Below are 20,514 nucleotides of genomic sequence, written 5' to 3' on the forward strand. Positions count from 1 at the left end.
TCGTAGGGTCACGGACGTGACCAGCGAGATCACCCTCTTCGTCAACCCCACCGCGGGCCGCGGCCGGGGCGCCCACGCGGCGCGGCCGGCCGCTTCCGCGTTGCGGGCGGCCGGTTTCTCGGTGCGGACGGTCCTCGGCGCGGACGCCGGGGACGCCCTCACCCGCGCGCGTGCCGCCGTCACGGACGGCACCGGCGCCCTGATCGCAGTCGGCGGGGACGGCATGGCGGGCCTGGCGCTCCAGGCCGTCGCCGGCACCCGCACTCCGCTCGGCCTGGTCGCCGTCGGCACCGGTAACGACTTCGCCCGCGCGCTCGGCCTGCCCGTGCGCGACCCGGCCGCCGCGGGCCGGCTGATCGCCGGCGCCCTCAAAAGCTCCCGGCTGGACGACATCGACCTCGGCCGGGTCGGGGACCGCTGGTTCGGCACCGTACTGGCCTCCGGCTTCGACTCCCGGGTCAACGACCGGGGCAACCGGATGCGATGGCCCGCCGGGCGCCTCAAGTACGACCTGGCGATGCTCGCCGAGCTGGCCGCGTTCCGCCCGTTCCCGTACCGGATCACCCTGGACGACGGCGCCGTCCGCGAGGTCGAGGCGACGCTGGTGGCGGTCGGGAACGGGTCGTCGTACGGCGGCGGGATGCGGATCTGTCCCGGCGCCGACCTCACCGACGGGCTGTTCGACATCACCGTGGTCGGGGACTGCTCGCGGCGGACGCTGCTGCGGGTCTTCCCGACCGTGTACCGGGGCGGGCACGTCGACCATCCCAAGGTCACCGTGCACCGGGCGGCGAAGATCGAGATCGCGGCCGCGGGGATCACCGGCTACGCCGACGGGGAGCCCCTCGGACCGCTGCCGCTGACCGCGCGCTGCGTGCCCGGGGCGGTCCGGGTGATACGCCCCTGAGCTGGGGATACCGCCGGATTGCCAGGACCGGATCCGGATAATGATCGTCCTGTTGTCAGTGCGGCCCGGTACGCTCGAAAGCACGATGACACAGGACCTCTCACCGGCCGAGCGGTACGCGGCAGCCCGCAGGCGGGCAGCCGAGCAGGCCACCGCGCTCGCGTCCTTCCGCGAGATGTACGACTTCGGCCTCGACCCCTTCCAGATCGAGGCCTGCCAGGCCCTGGAGGCGGGGAAGGGCGTGCTGGTGGCCGCTCCCACCGGCTCCGGCAAGACGATCGTGGGCGAGTTCGCCGTCCACCTCGCCCTGCGGCAGGGCAAGAAGTGCTTCTACACGACACCCATCAAGGCGCTGTCGAACCAGAAGTACAACGACCTGTGCCGTCGCTACGGCACCGAGAAGGTCGGCCTGCTCACCGGCGACAACAGCGTCAACTCCGACGCCCCGGTGGTCGTGATGACCACCGAGGTGCTGAGGAACATGCTGTACGCGGGCTCCCAGACCCTCCTGGGCCTCGGCTATGTGGTCATGGACGAGGTGCACTACCTCTCCGACCGCTTCCGCGGCGCCGTCTGGGAAGAGGTGATCATCCACCTGCCGGAGTCCGTGACGCTGGTGTCGCTGTCGGCGACCGTGTCCAACGCCGAGGAGTTCGGCGACTGGCTGGACACCGTGCGCGGCGACACCGAGGTGATCGTCTCCGAGCACCGGCCCGTGCCGCTGTTCCAGCACGTCCTCGCCGGGCGGCGGATGTACGACCTGTTCGAGGAGGGCGAGGGCCACCGGAAGGCCGTCAACCCCGACCTCACGCGCATGGCGCGGATGGAGGCGAGCCGGCCGTCCTTCCAGGACCGCCGGCGCGGCCGGGCGATGCGTGAGGCGGACCGGGAGCGCGAGCGCCGCCAGCGCTCGCGGATCTGGACGCCGAGCCGCCCCGAGGTCATCGAGCGGCTGGACGCCGAGGGCCTGCTCCCGGCCATCACCTTCATCTTCAGCCGCGCCGCCTGCGAGGCCGCCGTCCAGCAGTGCCTGTACGCCGGACTGCGGCTCAACGACGAGGAGGCCCGCCACCGGGTGCGCGCGCTCGTCGAGGAGCGCACCGCCTCCATCCCGCGCGAGGACCTGCATGTGCTGGGGTACTACGAGTGGCTGGAGGGCCTGGAGCGCGGCATCGCCGCCCACCACGCGGGCATGCTGCCGACGTTCAAGGAGGTCGTCGAGGAGCTGTTCGTGCGCGGGCTGGTCAAGGCCGTCTTCGCCACCGAGACGCTGGCGCTGGGCATCAACATGCCCGCGCGGTCGGTGGTCCTGGAGAAGCTCGTCAAGTGGAACGGCGAGCAGCACGCCGACATCACCCCCGGCGAGTACACCCAGCTGACCGGCCGGGCCGGCCGCCGCGGCATCGACGTCGAGGGCCACGCGGTCGTGCTGTGGCAGCGCGGGATGAGCCCCGAGCACCTGGCCGGGCTGGCCGGCACCCGCACGTATCCGCTGCGCTCCAGCTTCAAGCCGTCGTACAACATGGCGGTCAACCTGGTCGAGCAGTTCGGGCGGCACCGCTCGCGCGAACTGCTGGAGACCTCGTTCGCCCAGTTCCAGGCCGACAAGTCGGTCGTCGGCATCTCCCGCCAGGTCCAGCGCAACGAGGAGGGCCTGGAGGGCTACAAGGCCTCCATGACCTGCCACCTCGGCGACTTCGAGGAGTACGCCCGGCTGCGCCGGGAGCTGAAGGACCGCGAGACCGAACTGGCCCGGCAGGGCGCCGCACAGCGGCGCGCGGAGGCCGCCGTCTCGCTGGAGCGGCTGAAGCCGGGTGACGTCATCCACGTCCCGACCGGCAAGTACGCCGGGCTCGCGCTGGTGCTGGACCCGGGCCTGCCCGCCGGACGCTCCAACGGCCACCGCGGCTTCGACCACTACGACGGGCCGCGCCCGCTGGTGCTCACCGCCGAGCGGCAGGTCAAGCGGCTGGCGTCGATCGACTTCCCGGTGCCGGTGGAGCCGCTGGAGCGGATGCGGATCCCGAAGTCCTTCAACCCGCGCTCGCCGCAGTCCCGGCGCGACCTGGCGTCGGCGCTGCGCACCAAGGCCGGGCACATCGAGCCGGATCGGCACCGCAAGCGCCGCTCGCAGGCCGCCGACGACCGTGAGATCGCCCGGCTGCGGGCGGCCCTGCGGGCGCATCCGTGCCACGGGTGCAGCGATCGCGAGGACCACGCCCGCTGGGCGGAGCGCTATCACCGGCTGCTGCGGGACACCAAGCAGTTGGAGCGCCGCATAGAGGGCCGTACGAACACCATCGCGCGGACCTTCGACCGGATCGTGGCGCTGCTGACCGAGCTGGACTATCTGCGCGACGACGAGGTCACCCAGCACGGCAAGCGGCTCGCCCGGCTCTACGGCGAGCTGGACCTGCTGGCCAGCGAGTGCCTGCGGGCCGGGGTCTGGGAAGGCCTCGCGCCGACCGAACTCGCCGCGTGCGTCTCGGCGTTGGTGTACGAGGCGCGGGTCGGCGACGACGCGCTCGCGCCGAAGCTGCCGTCCGGCAAGGCGAAGGCCGCGCTCGGCGAGATGGTGCGGATCTGGGGGCGGCTGGACGCGCTCGAGGAGGAGTACCGCATCACCCAGACCGAGGGTGTCGGGCAGCGCGAGCCCGACCTCGGCTTCGCCTGGGCCGCGTACATGTGGGCCTCCGGCAAGGGGCTCGACGAGGTGCTGCGCGAGGCGGAGATGCCGGCGGGCGACTTCGTGCGGTGGTGCAAGCAGGTGATCGACGTGCTGGGGCAGATCCAGGCGGCGGCTCCCGCGGAGGGCTCCACCGTGCCGAAGGCCGCGCGCAAGGCGGTTGAGGGGTTGCTGCGGGGGGTTGTGGCCTACTCGTCCGTTGGGTAGTCCGCCGTCGGCGGGGAAAGTCGCCGCACCCTGAGCGAAGCCGTTCACCCGTTGGGGTGGGCGGCTTTCGTATGTCTGTGCGCCGTGACGGCGTGTGTGCGAACGATCTCCGTGCGTGTAAATGGAGTCGAGCGTACCCCGTGTCCGTAGCCCGCTTCAGGCGGTTGCTGAATATGACACGCCGATGATCCGGTCGGACTAAGCTCGCCCGCAGCGCACCGAGTTGCGCTGAATTCGTGCGTCTGTTCCAAATCGTCGTGAATACCCAGACATATCCATGACTCTTCCCCCCGCAAGCTCGCCCGACACCCAGTCGATTCGTTTCAGAGGGCCCACATGGTGAGTGTTCCAACCCCGCCCCGCCGTGAACTCCCATACGCGCGCGTGCTGTTGCCGCCGGCCATAGTGATGGCGGCGGCGACCGGAGCCGCCGTCGCCGTGGTGGCATACCCGGCTCGGCTCGCGGTCGGCCTGTGCGGCGGCATCGCCACGCTGCTGGTCCTCGTGACGGCGGCCGAGGCGGCCCGTCGCGGCCGGGCACTGCGCCGCCAGCAGGCCGACCACGCCCGCCGCTCCGCCGTGCTGGAGCAACGCCTGGCCGAACAGGACCTGTTGCTCGGCCGGTTGACCAAGGACGTGCTGCCCCGGGCGGTCCGATGGCTGCGCCGCGGACTCGCGACCCGCGACGCGATCCTCCGCCTGGAGCAGTTCGAGCCCAGCTTCCGCGACCTGCGCAAGCCGCACGCCGACCTGCTCCAGGCGGTGCTGAGGGCGATCGAGAGCGAAGTGGTCCAGCGCGAGGGCGCGCAGCAGTCCTTCGTGCACGTCGCCCAGCGCGTCCAGGCCATCGTCCACCAGCAGGCCAAGGAACTCCGCGAGATGGAGGAGGACCACGGCACCAACCACGAGGTCTTCCAGGACCTGCTGCGCATCGACCACGGCAACGCCCTGATCGGCCGCCTCGCCGACTCGGTCTCCGTCCTCGGCGGCGGCCGGCCCGGACGCCAGTGGCCGCAGCCCGTCGCGCTCTACAGCGTGCTGCGCGGCGCCATGTCCCGGATCCTGGAGTACCGGCGCATCGAACTGAAGTCGATCGCCAAGGTCAACATCCGGGGCATCTCGGTCGAGCCGGTCATCCACGCCCTCGCCGAACTCCTCGACAACGCCACCCGCTACTCGCCGCCCACCACCAAGGTGCACGTCACCGCGCACGAGGTGCAGTACGGCGTGGCCATCGAGATCGAGGACTGCGGCCCGCCGCTGAACGAGGAGTCCCGCGGGCGCCTCGAGGACCTGCTGGCCATGGCCATGGAGGGCACCGACCTCGAGGTCATCGAGGACCTGCCGCGGATCGGCTTCGCCGTCGTCGGCCGTCTGTGCAAGGAATACGACATGCAGATCTCCCTGCGCTCCTCGGCGTACGGAGGTCTGCGGGCCGTGCTGGTGCTGCCGCGGATCATGATGACCGACCAGCCCGGCGTGTTCGGCCTCGTGCCCCACGGCATCGGCGCCCAGTCCATCGCCCCGCGCCCGCCGGACGCCCTCGAAGGCCCCAAGCGCAAGCCGAAGGTCCGCCGCCCCACCAACCCGCGCATCCCGGCCGGGGTGTCCCTCGAGGACGACGTCCCCGTGGTCACCGAGTGGACCGAGAACGGGCTGCCGCAGCGCCGCAGCCGGGTCAAGACCCCGCTCAGCCAGCAGATCGCCGAGGACGCGGCCTGGGACCAGGCCGTGAAGGAGGCCGCCGAGCGGGCCGCCGCCAACGAGATCAAGGACAACCCGTGGGCGCCGCTGCGCCCCGAACCGGAGCCGGAGCCCGAGCCCGAGCCGGAGAAGGAGCGGCCCCTGCCCGGCATGTGGGTCGAGGCCTTCTACGAGGGGCTGAAGAAGGACAACCCGGGTGACCCGACCGCCTTCACCGTCAACCCGGCCGCCTATCAGCATCTGCTCAAGGAAAACCAGGACCGACCGGCCGACGCCGAGGCCGAGGACAAGGGGGACCTCACGTGATCCAGCAGCAAGGGAACATCGACTGGATGCTCCGCGACCTCGTCGACGGGACCCTCGGCATCGAGATGATCGTGGTGCTGTCGGCGGACGGGCTGCGCATCGCGCGCTACGGCGGCGATCCCGACGCAGCCGACCGGGTCGCCGCGGCCTGCGCCGGCATGCAGAGCCTCGCCCACGCCCTCACCGACGAGATCCACGCCAGCGAGAAGGGCGAGATGCGGCTGCTGCTGATGGAGGTGGACGGCGGCTACTTCTACCTGATGAACGCCGGCCCCAACGCCTACATCGCCGTGCTCTCCGACGTCCGCACCGAACCCGGCCTGATGAGCGGCCGGATGCGGGACCTGATCGTGCGCCTCGGCACCCACCTCACCAGTCCGCCCCGGCGGAACGGGCAGAGCGTATGACTCCTCCGCAACGCCAGAGGCGCCACCCCGGGCAGGAAGCGGAACCGGCACCCCCGCGGGAGGGCGAGGGCAAGCACCCCGAACGGCTCTATCTGATCGGCGAGGGCGACGGCGTACCCGCCGACATCGACCTGGTCACGTTGATCGTGGCGCGCGCCGACGACGCCGGCTCGCTGCCCCCGGAACAGGCCGCGGTGGTCCGGCTGTGCGAGTCCCCGCTCTCCGGAGCGGAGCTGTCCGCCTACCTCCAGCTGCCGTTCAGCGTGGTCTCCGCTCTGCTGACCGAGATGCTGGCGGCCGGACTGGTGCAGGCGCGCGCCCCGATCGTCCGCCAGGCGCTTCCTGACCGTTCCCTCCTCGAAGCGGTGATGCATGGACTTCAAAAGCTCTGACACCATTCCCGGCCCCCGCGCGGAGGACCAGCTGCCGCACACGGCACAGGCCGCGGTGAAGATCGTGATCGTGGGCGGGTTCGGCGTCGGCAAGACCACCATGGTCGGTTCGGTCAGCGAGATCCGGCCGCTGACCACCGAGGAGACCATGACCCAGGCCGGGATCGGGGTCGACGACAACTTCGGCTCCGACACCAAGACCGCCACCACCGTGGCGATGGACTTCGGCCGCATCAGCATCTCCGAGCAGCTGGTGCTGTATCTGTTCGGCACCCCCGGCCAGGAGCGGTTCTGGTTTCTGTGGAACGGCCTGTTCGAAGGCGCGCTCGGCGCGGTCGTCCTCGTCGACACCCGGCGCCTGGAGGTCAGCTTCGACGTGATGGGGCGCCTGGAGGAGCGCGGCGTGCCCTTCGTGGTGGCCGTCAACACCTTCCCCGACGCGCCCCGTTACCCCATCGAGCAGCTGCGCACCGCCCTCGACCTGGAGCCGGAGATCCCCATCATCGAGTGCGACGTCCGCCGCCGCGCCTCCAGCCGCGACGTCCTCATGACCCTGATGCGCTTCCTGCACAACCTCGCCCTGACCGGCCGGCTCAAGTGACGACCGGCCCAAGACGCCTGGAAAGCGACCCACCGTGACGTCTGACATCCCCACCACCACCGGTACGGACGGCCCCGCCCCCACCCCGCCCCCCGGCTGCCCCGCTCATGGACTCGACACCGGCGGGCTGCGCCGGCTCCACGGCCCCCAGCCCCTGGACCTGCGCTCCCTGTACGAGGAACTGCGCGCGGAGCACGGCCCGGTGGCGCCCGTGCTGCTCCACGACGACGTACCGATCTGGGTGGTCCTCGGCCACGCGGAGAACCTGCGGCTGGTGAACACGCCCGCCTTGTTCAGCCGTGACAGCCGGATCTGGACCCCGCTCCTGGACGGCCGGGTCAAGCCCGACCACCCGCTGATGCCGCACATCGCCTGGCAGCCCATCTGCTCCCACGCGGAGGGCGACGAGCACCGCAGGCTGCGCTCCGCGGTCACCAGCGCCATGTCGCCCATCAACCACCGCATCATGCGCCGGTCCATCTACCGCCACGCCCAGGCGCTGGTGAACAAGTTCTGCGAGCGCGGCGAGGCGGACCTGGTCAGCCAGTACTCCGAGCATCTGCCGATGGCGGTGATGTGCGACCTGCTCGGCATGCCGAAGGAGTACAACGACCGGATCGTGCACTGCGCCCGCGACATGCTCAAGGGCACCGAGACCGCGATCGCGAGCAACGCGTACATCATGGAGGCCCTGGCCCGGCTCACCGCCCGCCGGCGGGCCGAGCCCGACGAGGACATCGCCGGGCTGCTCGTCACGCACGAGGCCGGGCTCACCGACGACGAGATCCGCGAGCACCTGCGGGTCGTGCTGATCGCGGCGTACGAGGCGACGGCGAACCTGCTCGCCAACGCGCTGCGCATGGTCCTCACCCACCCCGGGTTCCGGGCCCAGCTCAACGGCGGCCAGATGACCGTGGCGCAGGCGGTGGAGCAGTCCCTGTGGGACGAGCCGCCGTTCAGCACGGTCTTCGCCTACTTCGCCAAGCAGGACACCGAGCTGGGCGGGCGGCAGATCCGCAAGGGCGACGGGCTGCTCTTCGCGCCCGCGCCGGGCAATGTCGACCCGCGGATCCGTCCCGACCTGAAGGCCAGCATGATGGGCAACCGGTCGCACCTCGCCTTCGGCGGCGGACCGCACGAGTGCCCCGGTCAGAACATCGGCCGTGTCATCGCCGACGTCGGTGTGGACGCGGTGCTGCGGCGGCTGCCGGACGTACAGCTCGACTGCGAGGAGGACGAGCTGCAGTGGCGGGAGTCCATCGCCTCCCGCCATCTGGTGGAACTGCCGGTGCGGTTCGAACCCAGGCCGCAGCAGGACATCGACCAGATGCCGAGCCACACGCCGAACCCGCCGAAGGGCCCAGCGTGGGAGCCGCTGCCCGCGGAGCCGCTGCCCGAGGAGCTGCCGTCGGCGGAGCTGCCTCCGGGGGAGCTGCCGCCCGCGGAGCCGGAGCCCGCCACCGCACCGGAGCCCGACCCCGCCTCCGCTTCCGCTTCCGCCGCCGTGCCCGCCCCCGATCCCGCCTCTGCCTCGGCCTCCGCCCCCGAGCCGGAGCCGGATCGCAAGCCGGGGGCCTGGCAGCGACTCCTGCGCTGGTGGCGCGGCTACTGACCGGGCCAGGCGGCCAGCGTCCGCGTGCTGCGGAAGCGGTGCGCCGCCCCCGTCAGCGGATCGGTGAACTCCAGCTCCCGCGCGAGCAGTTGCAGCGGGTCGCGGAAGTCGCCGGGCGCGGCGGGGGCGGTCACCTCCGGGTAGAGGGGGTCGCCGAGGATCGGCACCCCCAGCGTGTTCATGTGCACCCGCAGCTGATGGGTCTGCCCGGTGCCGGGCACCAGCCGGTACCGGCCGAGGCCGTCCCGGTGCTCGATCAGCTCGATCCGGCTGACCGCGTTCGGCTCGCCCGCCACCTCGACGGCGGTGAGCGAGCCGCGCTCCTTGACGATCCGGCTGCGCACGGTCCGGGGCAGGGCGAGCGCCGGATCGTACGGCGCCACCGCCTCGTACTCCTTGCGCACCAGGCGGTCCCGGAACAGCGTCTGGTACGCGCCGCGCTCCTCGGGCCGTACGGTGAACAGCACCAGCCCGGCGGTGAGCCGGTCCAGCCGGTGCGCGGCGCTGAGCGTGGGCACGCCCAGCTCACGGCGGAGCCGGGCCAGCGCGGTCTCGGCGACATGGCTGCCGCGCGGGGTGGTGGCCAGGAAGTGCGGTTTGTCGACGACGACGATGTGCTCGTCGCGGTGCACGATCCGCAGCGGGAACGGCACCGGGACCTCCTCGGGCAGCTCCCGGTGGAACCACACGAACATCCCCGGCACGTACGGCGCGTCCGCCGCCACCGCCGTGCCGTCCGCCCCGACGATCTTCCCCGCGTCGAACATCCCGTCGACGACGCCGGGCCCCGCGCCCGACAGCCGCTCCACCAGATGCTCCCGGACGGTCGCCCACGGCCCCTTTGCGGGCAGCCGCACCCGCACCGGGTCGACCCCGTGGCGCTGGGGGAGCGGTGCGGACGGAATACGGCTCCTGCGTCTCATCGCCGTCCAGCGTAAGCGGCTCCGCGGGGGCGGCTTCGAGGGGTCCGCGGTGACGGCGCGGGCCGGGCGGAAACGACCGGCGGACGGTGCCAGGGGGGTCTCGCCGATCTTGCCGGGCTCCTGACGCATCAGACGCCTGACGGGTGCCGCCGGTGCGAGCCGGTCACGCGGCCGACGGCGCCGCGCCCTCCTGTTCGACCTCGATGCGGGCGTTCCACTCGCGCTTGGAGGCCTGCCAGCCGTCCTCGTTGTGGCCGAGGCGCCAGTAGCCGGAGATGGAGAGGTCCTCGCGCGGGACCTGGTGCTCGACGCGCAGCAGGCGGCGCAGCTCCTTCACGCAGGCGGCCTCGCCGTGGACGAAGGCGTGCACCCGGCCCTCGGGGAAGCGCAGCGTGCGGACGGCCTCGACCAGGGCCTGGCCGACGGGCCGGTCGCCCCGGTGCAGCCAGACGACCTCCGCGTCGGAGTCGATCTTCTGCTCCTCCTCGGGGCCGGCGACCTCCACGAAGGCGCGGACGCGGGCGCCGTCGGGCAGCGCCTCCAGGGCGGCGGCGATGGCGGGCAGCGCGCTCTCGTCACCGGCGAGCAGATGCCAGTCGGCGTCGGGGTCGGGGGCGTAGGCGCCGCCGGGGCCCAGGAAGCGGATGGTGTCGCCCGGCCGCACGCGCATCGCCCAGGGGCCGGCCAGGCCCTCGTCGCCGTGCAGCACGAAGTCCAGGGTCAGCTCGCACACCTCGGGATCCCAGGCGCGCACCGTGTACGTCCGGGTCACCGGCCACTGCTCGCGGGGCAGTTCCTCGCGGATCCGGTCCAGGTCGAACGGCTCGGGGTAGGTGATGCCCTCGGCCGGCGGGAACAGCAGCTTCACATAGTGGTCGGTGCAGGTGCCCGCGGCGAACCCGGCGAGGCCGTCGCCGCCGAACACCACGCGCTGCATGTGCGGGGTGAGCCGTTCGGTGCGGACGACCTGTGCCGTGTGGGCCTTCCGCGGCTTCCTGGCCGGACGTTCTGCCATGACGGCCTCCCTGATCCCTGAAGTTAGGCAAACCTAAGTTAGCACTCCGCCCACTCCACTGACACCACACCCCGGCACGTTCCGGACGCGTGTCGCACCCACGACCACGCGTCGAGCGCGGGCGGAGCGCCGCGCGGGCGCCGCACGGAACGGACACCGGGTGCCGCCGGGGCGTCGTCGCCGACCGGGTACCCTCACGCCCCCAACGTCACCAGCAGTCGCCGGAGCGAACCGCCGAGCCCCCACCGCGCCGCGAGGGCGTCGACCATCTCCGGGTCGCGCGGGGCGCGCGGCAGGGTGGTGTCGACGTCCGGCAGCGGAACGTCGTCCGCGACGCGCACCACCTTCGGGGCGACCGCCAGATACGGCCGGGCCTCGGTCAGCCGCCTGCGCTGGGTGGGCGTGAGCTTGGCGCGCGGGTCCTCGACGGCCGCCAGGACGCCGGCCAGGTCGCCGAACTCGGCGAGCAGCTTGGCGGCGGTCTTCTCGCCGATGCCGGCCACGCCCGGCAGCCCGTCGCTCGGATCGCCGCGCAGCAGCGCCAGATCCGCGTACCCGCCGCCGTCGACGCCGTACTTCTCGCGCAGCCAGCTCTCGTCGGTCACCTGGAGCGTGCCGACGCCCTTGAGCGGATACAGCACCCGCACCCCGCGCGCGTCGTCCACCAGCTGGTAGAGGTCGCGGTCGCCGGTGACGATGTCGACCGGGCCCGTGGCGCGGGCGGTGTACGTGCCGATGACGTCGTCCGCCTCATACCCCTCCACGCCCACGCGGGCGATGCCCAGGGCGTCGAGGACCGCCTCGATGACCGGGACCTGCGGCGACAGGGTGTCCGGCACGACCTCCTCGTCCGGTCCCGCCGGGTGTTCCTCGGCGACGCGGTGCGCCTTGTAGGAGGGGATCAGGTCGACCCGCCACTTCGGGCGCCAGTCGGCATCCATGCAGGCCACAAGGTGCGCGGGGCGGTGGTCCTTGACCAGCCGGTCGATGAAGTCCAGCAGCCCGCGCACGGCGTTCACCGGCATGCCGTCCGGTGCCTTCACGGACTCCGGGACGCCGAAGTAGGCGCGGAAATAGAGCGAGGCGGTGTCGAGGAGCATCAGTCGTCCGGTCACGTCTCGCATCATGCCGTACGCCACCGACAGCCCCACCCGTACGCCACCACCGGCCATCCTCGCCGGGTGCCGCGCGGGGAACGCGTTGCGCCCTGCGCCCGCCCCGTGAGCTGTCCCACCTTTGCGTTTGCCGTGAGGGGACCCGGGCAGGCGCCGCTTCGGAGCGATGCCGGTTGCGCATTGAACGTGATTCCTGCGCCCCATCGCTCTGTTTTTCGTTGCCGTCCATGACGAGAGGTTCGTGTGTCATCCAGGCTTGAGGCCGACCATCTGTACAAGGTGTTCGGCAGACGACCGGACGAGGCAGTCGACCGGCTCCGCGCCGGCGCCGACCGCGAGGAGCTGCGCGCCGACGGCACCACCGCGGCCGTGATCGACGCCTCCTTCACCGTGGAGCCGGGCCAGATCTTCGTCGTCATGGGCCTGTCCGGATCCGGCAAGTCCACCCTGCTGCGCATGCTCAACGGGCTGCTGGAGCCGACCGCCGGAGCGGTCCGCTTCGACGGCCAGGACCTGACCGCGCTCGGCGCGCGCGAGCTGCGCGAGGTCCGCGCCCGCAAGATCAGCATGGTCTTCCAGCACTTCGCGCTGTTCCCGCACCGCAGCGTGCTGGAGAACGCGGCCTACGGCCTGGCCGTGCAGGGCGTGCCCCGCGCCGAGCGCGAGCGGCGCGCCGGCGAGGCGCTGGCCCTGTGCGGTCTGGCGGGCTGGGAGAAGTCCTGGCCGGACGAGCTGTCCGGCGGCATGCAGCAGCGCGTCGGCCTGGCCCGCGCGCTCGCCACCGACGCCGACCTGCTCCTCATGGACGAGTCCTTCAGCGCGCTGGACCCGCTGATCCGCCGCGACATGCAGGACCAGCTGCTCACCCTGCAGCAGACGCTGAAGAAGACGATCGTCTTCATCACCCACGATCTGAACGAGGCCATGCGCCTCGGCGACCGCATCGCCGTGATGCGCGACGGCCGGATCGTGCAGACCGGCACGGCCGAGGACATCCTGCTGCGCCCCGCGAACGACTACGTCGCCTCCTTCATCCAGGACGTCGACCGCTCCCGGGTGCTGACCGCCGGCGCCGTGATGGACACCGGCCTGCACGGCGACGAGGGGACCTGCGGCTGCGAGACCGCGACGCCGGACACCCCGTTCGCCGAGCTGTGCGCGATCAGCGCGCGCGTCCCGCACCCGGTCGCCGTCCTGGACGGCGAGCGGCAGGTCGTCGGCGTCGTGCCGCGCCGGCGCCTCGTCGGCTTCCTCGGCGACGAGGAGGGCGGACCCGTGCCCTGTGACAACCCGCGCGAAGGGACGGTGACCGCGTGATGCCCAGGCTTCAGCTCGGTGACTGGGTCGACTCCGGTGTCGACTGGCTGCTGAACCATCTCTCCTGGCTCTTCGACGCGGTCAAGACGCTCGTCGAGGGCATGTACGACGGCATCAACGCCGTGCTCACCGCGCCCGAGCCGCTGCTGCTCGCGGGCATCCTCGCGGTGCTGGCCTGGTGGCTGCGCGGCCTCGTCGCGGGCGTCCTCGCCTTCGCGGGCTTCGCCCTGGTCGACTCGCTCGACCTGTGGGAGCGGGCCATGTCGACCCTCTCCCTGGTGCTCGTCGCGACCGTGATCGCCCTGGTGATCGCCGTACCGCTGGGCATCTGGGCGGCCCGCTCCCGCAGGGTCAGCGCGACCGTGCGGCCGGTCCTGGACCTGCTCCAGACCATGCCGTCGATGGTGCTGCTGATCCCGGCCATCCTGTTCTTCGGCCTGGGCACCGCCGCCGGTGTCATCGCCACGCTGATCTTCGCGATCGCGCCGGGCGTCCGGATGACCGAGCTGGGCATCCGCCAGGTCGACGCGGAGCTGGTGGAGGCCGCCGAGGCGTTCGGCACCAGCCCGCGGGACACCCTGCTGCGGGTCCAGCTGCCGCTCGCCCTGCCGACGATCATGGCGGGCGTCAACCAGGTGATCATGCTCGGCCTGTCGATGGTCGTCATCGCGGGCATGGCCGGCACCGGCGGCCTCGGCGGCGCGGTCAACGAGGCCATCGGCCAGCTGGAGATCGGCTACGGCTTCGAGGCGGGCGTCGCCATCGTCGTCCTCGCCATCTACCTGGACCGGATGACCAGCGCGCTCGGCACGCAGATCTCCCCGCTCGGCCGCCGCGCCGCCGCCAGGGCGCGCGTCGCGAGCGGCGCGAAGGCGGTCTGGGCCCACCGTCCCCGCCCGGCCGTGCCGCTCGTCGGTGTGGCCGTCCTCGCGCTCGTCGCGGGTGGCATGGGCGTCTTCCGCTCCTCCGCCGGCACCGCCGAGGCCTCCGCCTCGAACGTCGGCAAGGGCAAGGAGATCACCATCGGGTACATCCCGTGGGACGAGGGCATCGCCTCGACGTATCTCTGGAAGGAGCTCCTGGAGCGGCGCGGCTTCGACGTCACGACCACCCAGTACGCGGCCGGCCCGCTCTACACCGGTCTCGCCACCGGCCAGGTCGACTTCCAGACCGACGCCTGGCTGCCGACCACCCACGCCGAGTACTGGGCGAAGTACGGCAAGCAGCTCGACGACCTCGGCAAGTGGTACGGCCCGACCTCGCTGGAGCTGTCCGTCCCGGCGTACATGAAGGACGTCAACACCCTCGACGACCTGAAGAAGCACGCCGACGACTTCGGCGGCAAGATCGTCGGCATCGAGCCCAGCGCCGGGATGATGGGCCTGCTCAAGAGCAAGGTCATGAAGGAGTACGGCCTGGAGGGCGCGTACGACGTCGTCGACGGCTCCACGCCCGCGATGCTCGCCGAGCTGAAGCGCGCGTACGCCCAGAAGAAGCCGATCGCCGTCACGCTCTGGTCGCCGCACTGGGCGTACAGCGACTACGAGCTGAAGAAGCTGAAGGACCCCAAGGGCGCCTGGGGTGAGGGCGACGGCGTGCACACGCTCTCCCGCAAGGGGTTCGCCGAGGACAACCCCGAGGTGGGCCGCTGGCTGAAGGACTTCTCGATGACCGAGAAGCAGCTGACGAGCCTGGAGTCGCGGATCCAGAAGGCCGGCAAGGGCAAGGAGCAGGACGCCGTCCGCACCTGGCTGAAGCAGCACCCCGGCCTGGTGGACGAGTGGGCCCCGGTCGACGGCCGGGGCGGCAAGGACCAGGCGGCCGGGTGACCTGACGGACCCGACCGCCCGGAGCGAGGGGCGGGCCCCACCGCACGACATCCGTCGTGGTGGCGGCCCGCCCCTCGCGGCATGTGCGGCCCACCACAAGGATCCGGACAACCACGGAGCGCTACGCCGTTGCCCGAGCCCGGTCGCGGGACGAGCCCCCGGCCGATCGGACCCGGGCGGGAACATCGGGGACCGCTGCCGCATTGAAAGGAGAGAGCGAACAACTGTGCGGATAGGGGCCCGCGGGCCGCCCGGGGCGGCCGATCCACTGGCGTGAACTGTCAGGTCGCACCCCACCCCGTGGGTCGTCGATGCGACGGCCCCGTGAAACGGTTTGCCGAACATGCGTAGGGTGCAGAGAACTACTCATCGGCAGCAGCGCGGCGAGCGAAGGAGGGAGCCGGAGCGATGGGCGACCACAAAGAACAGCCCCTTCGGGTGGGCGCGGCCGTCCGGCGGCGGCGCCGGGCCCTGGAGCTCACCCTCGCCGTCGTGGCCGAGCGCAGCGGCCTGTCGGTGCCCTTCCTGAGCCAGGTCGAGAACGACCGCGCGCGGCCCAGCCGCAGCTCCCTGGAGAAGATGGCCGACGCGCTGCGCACCACCGCCGTCGAACTCCTCGCCGCCGCCGACCCGGCGTGCAGCGTCGACGTGGTGCGCGCCGAGGAGGCCGAGCCGACCCCCGAGCCGCAGATGCGGTCCCTGGTCCGCGGCCACCACCAGATGCACGCCTCCGAGTTCACCGGCGACCATGACGCGGGCCGCGAGTTCCAGCACCGCAACGACCAGCTGATGTACGTCGCGGACGGCCAGGTCGAGATCGAGGCCGAGGGCCGCGCCTACCGACTGGGCCGCGGTGACACGCTCTACCTCACGGGCGGGGTGCGCCACCGCTGGCGGGCGACCGTGCCGGAGACCCGGGTGCTGGTCGTCGCCGTGGCGGAGCACATCGAGGCCGTCCAGGACCGGCACCGCCAGTGAGGGTCGTCTCGCTGGTGCCGTCGCTCACCGAGGCGGTGGCCGTGACCCTGCCCGGCGTGCTGGCGGGCGCCACCGACTGGTGCAGCCATCCGGTGGACCTCGACGTCACCCGCGTCGGTGGCACCAAGAACCCGAAGACCGACCGGATCATCGGGCTCGCCCCCGACCTGGTGATCGCCAACGAGGAGGAGAACCGCGCCCCCGATCTGGACGCCCTGCGCGCGGCGGGCGTCGAGGTGCTGGTGACCGAGGTCCGCGACGTGCCGCAGGCCTTCCGCGAGCTGGACCGGGTGCTCACCGCGTGCGGTGCGCGGTCCCGGCCGCGCTGGCTGGACGAGGCGGAGGCGGCCTGGGCGGACCAGCCGGTGCCGGAGCGGCGCAGGACGGCCGTGGTGCCGGTCTGGCGGCGCCCCTGGATGGTGCTGGGCCGCGACACCTTCGCGGGCGACGTCCTCGCCCGGCTCGGCGTCGACCACGCGTACGCCCACCATGCCGACCGCTATCCCCGCGTCCCGCTCGACGAGCTGGTCGCGGCCCGCCCGGACCTGGTGGTGCTGCCCGACGAGCCCTACCGGTTCACCGCCGAGGACGGCCCCGAGGCCTTCCCCGGGCTGACCTGCGCGCTCGTCAGCGGACGGCACCTGACGTGGTACGGACCGTCGCTGGCCGAGGCACCACGGGTGCTGGGCGCGGCGCTGCGAGCAGCCGCCCGCTGACCAGTCCCCGCGCGGTGTGCGCGGCGGCCGTGGCCCAGGCGGCGACCAGCACGCCGTACAGCAGGACCGCGAGCCCGTCGAAGACGACCAGCCCGGTGTGCCGGGCCAGCGACCCGGCGCCGGTGACGCAGGTACCGACCGGGAAGGTGAACGCCCACCAGGTCAGCGCGAACCCCATGCCCTGCCGCCGGGCCCGCACCACGTGCGCGGTCGCCAGCCCCAGCCACAGCAGCGCGAAACCCATCACGGGCACCCCGTACAGCACGGCGGGCAGCGCGAACCAGGCGTCGTGGGAGTGCGGTACGGCGATCGGGGCGACGTCCGCGAACATGCCGGCCGCGGTGGTGGACTGCCCCAGCGGGCCGAGCACGAGGAACAGGGTCGGGGTCAGCGCGAGCGGCAGCGGGCCGCCGGTGACCAGCCGGGCGAAGACCAGCGGCAGCATCAGCAGCGTGCCGAACAGGCTCAGCCCGAACAGCCCGACACACGCGAACAGCAGCGTCTCGCGGGCCTGTCCGGGCGGCAGGTGCGGCACCAGCAGTGGCCCGACCGCCGCCGACACCATCGGCGCGACCAGCGGCAGCAGCCAGACCGGGGTCGCCTGGTGCGGCTCCACGCGGTGGCGTACGGCCATCAGGTACGGCACGGCGACCGCGACCGACAGCCCGACCGCCGTCCCCACGGCGAACAGCACCGCGCCGAGGGTGAGCGCGGCGGTCTCGCCGAGCCAGTCCGGGCCGAGCGTGAGGGCGCCGCCGCCGACCGACACCAGGGCCATGGCCAGGCAGCCGTAGAAGGGGGCCGTGGCCGGGTCGCTCAGGTGGGCGCGGGCCTGGTCGCGGTGGTGGGACCAGTGCAGGGCGCGGGCGGCGAGCAGGGTCACCAGCAGGGCGAGGGCGAGGGCCCATACGGCGGTGCAGGCGGTGCGCAGGCCCGGCAGGGGCAGCGGGAGCGCGGCGCCCGCCGTACCGACGACGGCGGTTCCCATCACGGAGGCGTACCAGTTGGGGCCGAGGTGGCGGACTGCGGTGACCATGCCGCAACCCTCCCGTCCGCGGGCCGCTCCCACCAGGGACGATCTCTCTATGAGGGCATAAACTGGCCTTATGAGCAGCACGAGCAACACCACGGGCCCCGACGGAATGGAGGAGTCCGCACCGGCCGGGTCCGCCGGGACCGCCGCGTCCGCCGGGAGCGCCGCGTCGACCGAGTCTCCGGCGTACGCCGCGTCGGCCGGGTCGCTGGCGCACCGGGTGCCCGACCTGGGCGCCCTGGAACTGCTGCTGGCCGTGGCCCGGCTCGGCAGCCTGGGCGCCGCGGCCCGCGAGGTCGGCATCACCCAGCCCGCGGCCAGCAGCCGCATCCGCTCCATGGAACGCCAGCTGGGCGTCGCCCTGGTCGACCGCTCGCCGCGCGGCTCCCGGCTCACCGACGCGGGTGCCCTGGTGACCGACTGGGCCCGGCGGGTCGTCGAGGCGGCGGAGGCGTTCGACGCGGGGGCGCAGGCGCTGCGGGACCGGCGCGACTCGCGGCTGCGGGTGGCGGCCAGCATGACCATCGCCGAGTACCTGCTGCCCGGCTGGCTGCTCGCGCTGCGCGCCCAGCGGCCCGACACGGCGGTGTCGCTGCTCGCCGGGAACTCGACGGCGGTGGCCGAGCGGCTGCTGGCGGACGAGGCGGACCTCGGTTTCGTCGAGGGGCTGACCGTGCCGCCCGGGCTGGACTCGGCGGTCGTCGCCCGTGACCGGCTCATCGTGGTCACGGCACCCGGCCACCCCTGGGCCCGCCGCCGGGAGCCCCTCGCGCCCGCGGAACTCGCCTCGACCCCTCTCGTCCTGCGCGAGAAGGGATCCGGCACCCGTCAGGTCCTCGACGCGGCACTGGGCGGTCTGGCCCGCCCGCTGATCGAACTGTCCTCCACCACCGCCGTGAAGGCCTCCGCCGTGGCCGGCGCGGGCCCCGCCGTCCTGAGCGAACTCTCCGTCCGCGAGGAGCTGTCCACCCGCCGCCTGGTCAGCGTCCCCGTCGACCGCGTCAGCCTCCGCCGCGACCTGCGCGCCGTCTGGCGCACCGGCCACCGCCCGACGGGCCCGGCACGGGACCTGCTGTCGCTGACGCGGCGGTAGTCCGGGGGATCGGGGGAGGGGACTCGCTGGGGAGCCGTCGCGAGTGCCTTGGGCACCGCCCCCCGCGCCCCGATCGACTCGCTCAGGGCCTCGGCCGGGCTGTCGTGGCGGCGTGCACCAGCGCGCGCATCACGCGGTCGTCCTCGCCCATCTCCGGATGCCACTGGACGCCGAGCGCCCAGGCGTCGGTGTCCGGAAGTTCGACGGCCTCGATCGTGCCGTCGGCGGCGTGGGCCGAGGGGAGCAGGCCCGTGCCCAGGCGGTCGACGGCCTGGTGGTGGTACGTCGGTACGGAGGTCTCCTCCGGGACGATCGCGGCGTAGCGCGTGCCCGGGACCGGCTTGACCGGGTGGCGGCCGAAGACGCCGACCACCTCGGCGTGGCCGTCGAGGTGCTGGACGAGGGTGCCGCCCAGGGCCACGTTCAGCAGCTGCATGCCCCGGCAGACGCCGAGCAGCGGCATCCGGGCCGCCAGTGCCGCCTCGATCAGGGCGAGTTCCCAGGCGTCCCGGGCGTGGGCCGGCGGACCGGTGCGGGGGTCGCGCTCGGCGCCGTAGCGGGCCGGGTCCACGTCGGGGCCGCCCGCGATCACCAGGCCGTCCAGCCGGGCCACGGCCGCGGCGGCCCGCTCCGGCGCGTCCGGCGGGAGCAGCGCGGCCAGCCCGCCCGCGCGCTGCACGAGCCGCGGATATCCGGCGGGCAGCAGCGCCGCCTCCAACTCCCACACGCCCCAGCGCGTCCCCGTCTCGAGGTAGGTGCTGACCCCGATCAGCGGCCGCCCGTCCGTCATCCGACCTCCCGCACCGCACCGTAATGGACTCGTTCCATACCTTTGCCGAGACGTGGACGCCCTGGCAAGACGCTCACCCGAGGAACCCGCGCAGCAGCGCCGCCGTCCCCGCGCAGTGCTCCCGCATGATCTCCCGCGCCCCGTCCGCGTCCCCGTCGAGCACCGCCTCCACCAGCGCGGTGTGCTGGTGCTGCGAGTGCTCCAGGTTGCGCACCAGCAGGGGGATGCAGTCCAGCAGGTCGTTCACCGCGGCCCGTACCGCCGCGTACTGCGCGGTCAGCGTCGGCGAGCCGGACAGCTCGGCCAGGGTGAGGTGCAGCAGGGTGTCGTGGCGGCGGTAGTCGGCGAGCGGGGCGTCCCGGGTGCCGGCCAGCGCCTCGCGCAGCCGCCGCGCCTGCGCGTCCGTCAGCCCGTGCGCCGCGCACAGCCCGGCCGCGCCGGTCTCCAGCACCTCCCGGAACCGCAGGACGTCCTCCAGGTCGACCCCCGCGACCCGGCGCCGCAGCTCGTCCTCGCCGACGGCGTCCGCGCGCTCGCGCACGAACGTTCCGCCGTACCGGCCGCGCCGTGACTCCACCATCCCTTGGTCCTGGAGCACCTTCAGCACCTCGCGCAGCGTCACCCGGCTGATCCCCAGCCGCTCCGCCAGCTCCCGCTCGGCCGGCAGCCGCTCGCCGCCGCGCACCAGGCCGAGCCGCAGGATCTGGAGGATCTGCTCCAGCGCCTCCTCGAAGCCGTTGCCCGCGCGCACCGCGCGCAGCACGGGGGCCAGCCGGTCGCCGGGACCCGCACCCGTCACGGCACCTGGACCCGCACCCGTGACGGCATCGGCACCGGCACCCGTGACGGCACCGGCGGGTTCCACCGGATCGCGTGGCATGTG

Annotated in this window: 18 protein-coding genes; 12 read left to right on the forward strand and 6 right to left on the reverse strand. The window is 72.9% G+C overall.

Features of this window, described 5'->3' with window-relative positions; all coding sequences use genetic code 11:
• Nucleotides 1–16: 16 nt before the first annotated feature.
• From ACIG0D_RS24470 to ACIG0D_RS24500, 7 genes are all read left to right on the forward strand, one after another.
• Nucleotides 17–907 (forward strand): diacylglycerol kinase, encoded by an 891-nt coding sequence (locus ACIG0D_RS24470; protein WP_399804580.1) that lies wholly within the window; start codon nt 17–19, stop codon nt 905–907.
• A gap of 40 nt (nt 908–947) precedes the next feature.
• Complete coding sequence (locus ACIG0D_RS24475; protein ID WP_399804583.1) at nt 948–3,800, forward strand: DEAD/DEAH box helicase; 2,853 nt, start codon at nt 948–950, stop codon at nt 3,798–3,800.
• A gap of 336 nt (nt 3,801–4,136) precedes the next feature.
• Nucleotides 4,137–5,810, forward strand: a complete 1,674-nt coding sequence (locus ACIG0D_RS24480) for a sensor histidine kinase (protein ID WP_399804586.1) — start codon at nt 4,137–4,139, stop codon at nt 5,808–5,810.
• Nucleotides 5,807–6,217 carry a roadblock/LC7 domain-containing protein gene (locus tag ACIG0D_RS24485; RefSeq protein WP_365764238.1) on the forward strand — a complete coding sequence of 137 codons (411 nt, stop codon included), beginning with the start codon at nt 5,807–5,809 and terminating at the stop codon, nt 6,215–6,217. Before ACIG0D_RS24480 ends, ACIG0D_RS24485 begins: the two co-directional genes overlap by 4 nt.
• Entirely contained in the window at nt 6,214–6,609 is a 396-nt protein-coding gene (locus ACIG0D_RS24490; RefSeq protein WP_399804589.1) for a DUF742 domain-containing protein, read from the forward strand. The genes ACIG0D_RS24485 and ACIG0D_RS24490 overlap by 4 nt, the downstream gene beginning before the upstream one ends.
• Nucleotides 6,590–7,210, forward strand: coding sequence for a GTP-binding protein (locus ACIG0D_RS24495; protein WP_399804591.1), 621 nt, complete (start codon nt 6,590–6,592; stop codon nt 7,208–7,210). The genes ACIG0D_RS24490 and ACIG0D_RS24495 overlap by 20 nt, the downstream gene beginning before the upstream one ends.
• Nucleotides 7,211–7,244: 34 nt before the next feature.
• On the forward strand, nt 7,245–8,822 hold the full coding sequence (locus ACIG0D_RS24500) for a cytochrome P450 (protein ID WP_399804594.1): 1,578 nt from the start codon (nt 7,245–7,247) through the stop codon (nt 8,820–8,822).
• On the opposite strand, the gene ACIG0D_RS24505 is transcribed toward ACIG0D_RS24500, so the two are convergent.
• From ACIG0D_RS24505 to ACIG0D_RS24515, 3 genes are all read right to left on the reverse strand, one after another.
• Nucleotides 8,816–9,745: an RluA family pseudouridine synthase gene (locus ACIG0D_RS24505; RefSeq protein ID WP_399804596.1), complete on the reverse strand. Its 930-nt coding sequence runs from the start codon at nt 9,743–9,745 to the stop codon at nt 8,816–8,818. The genes ACIG0D_RS24500 and ACIG0D_RS24505 overlap by 7 nt on opposite strands.
• A 163-nt stretch (nt 9,746–9,908) precedes the next feature.
• On the reverse strand, nt 9,909–10,760 hold the full coding sequence (locus tag ACIG0D_RS24510; RefSeq protein WP_399804599.1) for a siderophore-interacting protein: 852 nt from the start codon (nt 10,758–10,760) through the stop codon (nt 9,909–9,911).
• 194 nt (nt 10,761–10,954) lie between these two features.
• Nucleotides 10,955–11,884, reverse strand: coding sequence for a 5'-3' exonuclease H3TH domain-containing protein (locus tag ACIG0D_RS24515; protein ID WP_399804742.1), 930 nt, complete (start codon nt 11,882–11,884; stop codon nt 10,955–10,957).
• A gap of 234 nt (nt 11,885–12,118) precedes the next feature.
• On the opposite strand from ACIG0D_RS24515, the gene ACIG0D_RS24520 reads away from it, so the two are divergent.
• The 4 genes from ACIG0D_RS24520 to ACIG0D_RS24535 all read left to right on the forward strand — a co-directional run bounded on the left by ACIG0D_RS24520 (nt 12,119) and on the right by ACIG0D_RS24535 (nt 16,715).
• Nucleotides 12,119–13,192: a glycine betaine/L-proline ABC transporter ATP-binding protein gene (locus ACIG0D_RS24520; RefSeq protein WP_399804602.1), complete on the forward strand. Its 1,074-nt coding sequence runs from the start codon at nt 12,119–12,121 to the stop codon at nt 13,190–13,192.
• The gene (locus ACIG0D_RS24525) at nt 13,192–15,021 is read left to right on the forward strand and encodes an ABC transporter permease/substrate binding protein (protein ID WP_399804605.1); all 1,830 of its coding nucleotides are present in this window, start codon (nt 13,192–13,194) and stop codon (nt 15,019–15,021) included. Before ACIG0D_RS24520 ends, ACIG0D_RS24525 begins: the two co-directional genes overlap by 1 nt.
• 408 nt (nt 15,022–15,429) lie before the next feature.
• Nucleotides 15,430–15,999, forward strand: a complete 570-nt coding sequence (locus ACIG0D_RS24530) for a helix-turn-helix domain-containing protein (RefSeq protein ID WP_399804607.1) — start codon at nt 15,430–15,432, stop codon at nt 15,997–15,999.
• Nucleotides 15,996–16,715 carry a helical backbone metal receptor gene (locus ACIG0D_RS24535; protein WP_399804610.1) on the forward strand — a complete coding sequence of 240 codons (720 nt, stop codon included), beginning with the start codon at nt 15,996–15,998 and terminating at the stop codon, nt 16,713–16,715. Before ACIG0D_RS24530 ends, ACIG0D_RS24535 begins: the two co-directional genes overlap by 4 nt.
• Here ACIG0D_RS24535 and ACIG0D_RS24540 read toward each other — a convergent pair.
• Nucleotides 16,627–17,751: a TDT family transporter gene (locus ACIG0D_RS24540; RefSeq protein WP_399804612.1), complete on the reverse strand. Its 1,125-nt coding sequence runs from the start codon at nt 17,749–17,751 to the stop codon at nt 16,627–16,629. The two genes, ACIG0D_RS24535 and ACIG0D_RS24540, sit on opposite strands and share 89 nt — an antisense overlap.
• Before the next feature lie 70 nt (nt 17,752–17,821).
• Here ACIG0D_RS24540 and ACIG0D_RS24545 point away from each other — a divergent pair, with 70 nt between their 5' ends.
• A complete protein-coding gene (locus tag ACIG0D_RS24545) occupies nt 17,822–18,841 on the forward strand; it encodes a LysR family transcriptional regulator (protein WP_399804615.1) in 1,020 nt (339 codons plus the stop codon).
• Nucleotides 18,842–18,923: 82 nt separating this feature from the next.
• Here the strand turns inward: ACIG0D_RS24545 and ACIG0D_RS24550 are convergent, their stop codons facing one another.
• The gene (locus ACIG0D_RS24550; protein ID WP_399804617.1) at nt 18,924–19,631 is read right to left on the reverse strand and encodes a gamma-glutamyl-gamma-aminobutyrate hydrolase family protein; all 708 of its coding nucleotides are present in this window, start codon (nt 19,629–19,631) and stop codon (nt 18,924–18,926) included.
• A 73-nt stretch (nt 19,632–19,704) separates the two neighbouring features.
• Nucleotides 19,705–20,511, reverse strand: coding sequence for a FadR/GntR family transcriptional regulator (locus ACIG0D_RS24555; RefSeq protein WP_399804620.1), 807 nt, complete (start codon nt 20,509–20,511; stop codon nt 19,705–19,707).
• Nucleotides 20,512–20,514 lie beyond the last annotated feature (3 nt).

The sequence above is a fragment of the Streptomyces sp. NPDC052773 genome (assembly GCF_044547145.1).
Classification (GTDB): Bacteria; Actinomycetota; Actinomycetes; order Streptomycetales; family Streptomycetaceae; genus Streptomyces.